The organism is Methylobacterium sp. CCH5-D2, from assembly GCF_001556475.1.
Lineage (GTDB): Bacteria > Pseudomonadota > Alphaproteobacteria > Rhizobiales > Beijerinckiaceae > Methylobacterium > Methylobacterium hispanicum.
Window position 1 is genome coordinate 1 of sequence record NZ_LSIX01000200.1, and the last position, 3,360, is coordinate 3,360.

Consider the following 3,360-nt stretch of genomic DNA (forward strand, 5'->3'; position numbering starts at 1 on the left):
CCCCTCACCCCAACCCTCTCCCTATGGGAGAGGGGGCATGGCGCGGTTCACCTCATGCGGCCGGACCGATCGACCGGAAACGGTATGAGGCATCCTCAGCCCTCGTAGGCCGGCACGGCGCGCTGGTCCGGAAGCGGCACCTCCATGTGGAAGTGCAGCCCCCCCGGCTCGTAGGCGAACGCGATCTCGGCGCCGCACTGGACCTTCAGCACCCGTTGAAGCAGCGTCGAGCCGAACCCCCTCCGGGTGGGTTCCTCGACCGGCGGACCGCCGCTCTCGCGCCAGTCGAGCAGCAGGTCCCGCCCGCCTCCGGTGCGCCGCACCTCCCAGCGCACCGCGACGCGCCCCTCCGGCAGCGAGAGCGCGCCGTGCTTGGCCGCGTTGGTGGTGAGCTCGTGGATCGCCATGCCGGTCGGCACCGCGAGGTCGCCGATCAGCTCGACGGACGGCCCGTCGAGGTGGATGCGCCCGCCTCCCTCATCGTCGTAGGGGCCGAGCTCGTTGACCAGCATCTCCCTCAGGGAGGCCTGCTGCCAGTAGTCGTCGGTGAGCAGGTTGTGGGTCTTGGCAAGCGAGATGATGCGCGCCGAGAAGGCGTTGTAGAAGGTGTCCACGCTGGTGGCCGCCCGCGCCGAGGCGCCGAGCAGCCCCTGGACGGTCGCCAGCGTGTTCTTCACCCGGTGGTGCAGCTCGCGGATCAGCAGGGCCTGCCGCTCGGCGGTGCGCTCGCGCTCCTCCAGATGCGCCCGCGCCTCGTGCTGGCGGCGGCGGGCCCGGCCCGCGAACCGGGCGGCCATCACGAGCGTGGCGGGGTGGAAGGGCCGCTCCACCGAGCTGACGTTGCCCAGGGCCTCGGCGAGCCGCCGGTCGGGCTCGCCCCGGCGCAGCGTCAGCAGGATGAAGGGGAAGTCCGACCAGGGCGGCTGGCGTGCCACCCAGTCGGCCAGGGTCTGGCGGTTGGCCATCAGCAGGGCCTCCTCGGTGACGACGGCGCAGGTGGCGCCGTCGAGCGCCTCGACCAGCTCCGGCAGGCCGGCGCAGATCCGGGTCGGGATCCCCGCCTCGGCCAGGATGGAGGCGGCGACCTCCGCGTCGCGCCCGTGGGGCGCCAGGATCAGGACCGGCAGGGCGGAATCAGGCATCGGCGTCGCGGTCGGGCAGGAGCGTGTCCGCCTCGCCGTCGAAGGTCGGCACACCGGTCATGATTCCGCGGAACCGCCGCAGGGGCTCGCCGACAGCGATGCCGCGGGTATCGATCCGCAGCTCGCGGATCGTCGACTCGTGCGGGCCCGTGCGCTTCTTGGCCACCGAGATCGCGCGGCGCAGCTCGCCCGCGGCCTCGAAGGTGCGAAACAGCAGGATCGTGTCGCTGAGATAGGTCAGGTCGACCGCCGCCTTCATGGGGCCCACCATCCCGTGCTGGGCGAGGATGAGGAGCGTGACCACGCCCTGCTGGTTCAGGTAGGTCAGGATCTCGTGCATCTGGAGGAGCAGGAAGCGCTCCTCCGGCATGGCGTTGTGGTAGCCGGTGAGCGAGTCGATCACCACGATTCCGGCGTCCTCGCGCTCGACCGCGTCCTGCACGCGGGCCGCCATCTCGCCCGGCGAGATCTCGGCCGGGTCGATCTGCTCGATGCGCAGCCGGCCGCTGGCGACGTGGGGCGCGAGGTCCATGCCGAGCCCGCGGCAGCGTCGCATCAGCACGCTCGTCGTCTCGTCGAAGGCGAGCATCAGGGCCCGCTCGCCGCGCTCGAGCGCCGCCGTGACGTAGGCGGCCGCGACGGTCGACTTGCCGACGCCGGAGGGGCCGATCAGCATCGTGCTGGTGCCGCGGTCGAGGCCGCCGCCGATCAGCGCGTCGAGGGCGACGTTGCCGCTGCCGACCTGCGCCTCCGGGAAGGTGCTCGGATGGTCCGCCGCCACGAGGCGCGGGTAGATCGTGAGGCCTCCGCGGCGGATCACGTAGTCGTGGAAGCCGCCTCGGAAGGCGGTGCCGCGCATCTTGATCACGCGCAGGCGCCGCCGCTCCGCGCCGTAGAGCGGCGCGAGGTGCTCCATGCGGATCACGGCGTGGCTGAGGCTGTGCAGGTTGAGGTCGTCCACCTCCGCCGTGAGGTCGTCGAGCAGGACCGCCGTGGTGTTCTGGATCAGCAGGAAGCTGCGCAGGGCGTGGACCTGCCGCCGATAGCGCAGCGACCCCTGCGAGAGCAGGCGGATCTCCGAGAGGCTGTCGAAGACCAGGCGCTCGGGCTTGGCCCGCTCGATCTCGGCCATCGCGAGGTGCACGGTCTCGCCGAGTTCGAGGTCGGAGGCGTGGATGAGGCTCTGCTGCTGGCGCGGATCGAGGCTGAGTTCGGGCGGCACCAGCTCGACGATCTCGATGCCGTCGAGCGACCAGCCGTGCCGCGCGGCGACGTTCTGGAGCTCGCGCCGGCTCTCCGACAGGGTGATGTAGAGGCAGCGCTCGCCGCGCCGCGCGCCATCGAGCAGGAACTGCATGGCGAGCGTGGTCTTGCCGGAGCCGGGGCGGCCCTCGATCAGGTGGGCCCGGCTCCGGGCGTAGCCGCCGCGCAGGAGGTAGTCGAGGCCGGTCGCCCCCGTTGGAACGGGGAGGGCGTCGCCATCAGGGTTCTGCACGGTCGCGCGCCTCGATCAGCACAAGGGCCGGGCCGTGGCACGGTCCGGGGAGCCCCGCTCCTACACCACCGGCCACGGCTCTAAAACGGGGTCCGCGTCCGGCGAGCGGGCATGGGGCTCCCCGCCGGGCGGATCGGGGCGATGCGACGTCCGCGATCACCCCGCCTCGATCATCTCGCGGATGCGGCTGGCCAGCGTCTCCATGACGAAGGGCTTGGTCAGGACCGCCATGCCGGGTTCCAGATGGCCGTTGCCGACGGCCGCGTTCTCGGCGTAGCCGGTGATGAACAGCACCTTCAGGGCCGGCCGGCCGACGCGGGCCGCGTCCGCCACCTGCCGGCCGTTCATGCCGCCCGGCAGCCCGACATCGGTGACGAGCAGGTCGATGCGCACGTCCGACTGGAGCAGGCGCAGGCCCGAGGGGCCGTCCGCCGCCTCGATCGCGGTGTAGCCGAGATCTTCCAGAACCTCCGTCACCAGCATGCGCACGGAGGGCTCGTCGTCCACGACGAGCACCGTCTCGCCCTGCTCGGCGCGCGGCGCCGAGGCGAGGTCCGGCAGGGGCTCCAGGCCCTCCGCGGGCCCGTGATGGCGCGGCAGGTAGAGGCACATCGTCGTGCCCTGGCCGACCTCCGAGTAGATCCGGACCTGCCCGCCGGACTGGCGCACGAAGCCGTAGATCATCGAGAGGCCGAGGCCCGTGCCCTGGCCGATCGGCTTCGT

3 protein-coding genes are annotated in these 3,360 nt (G+C 72.2%); all 3 read right to left on the minus strand.

The features are described 5' to 3' along the window. Positions 1-95: 95 nt before the first annotated feature. Positions 96-1,142 carry a sensor histidine kinase gene (locus AX737_RS05235; protein ID WP_066919558.1) on the minus strand — a complete coding sequence of 349 codons (1,047 nt, stop codon included), beginning with the start codon at positions 1,140-1,142 and terminating at the stop codon, positions 96-98. Continuing rightward, positions 1,135-2,637: an ATPase domain-containing protein gene (locus AX737_RS05240; RefSeq protein ID WP_066919560.1), complete on the minus strand. Its 1,503-nt coding sequence runs from the start codon at positions 2,635-2,637 to the stop codon at positions 1,135-1,137. Before AX737_RS05240 ends, AX737_RS05235 begins: the two co-directional genes overlap by 8 nt. Before the next feature lie 156 nt (positions 2,638-2,793). Further along, the coding region (locus tag AX737_RS05245) for a response regulator (RefSeq protein WP_156453540.1) at positions 2,794-3,360 on the minus strand (567 nt) is incomplete at its 5' end.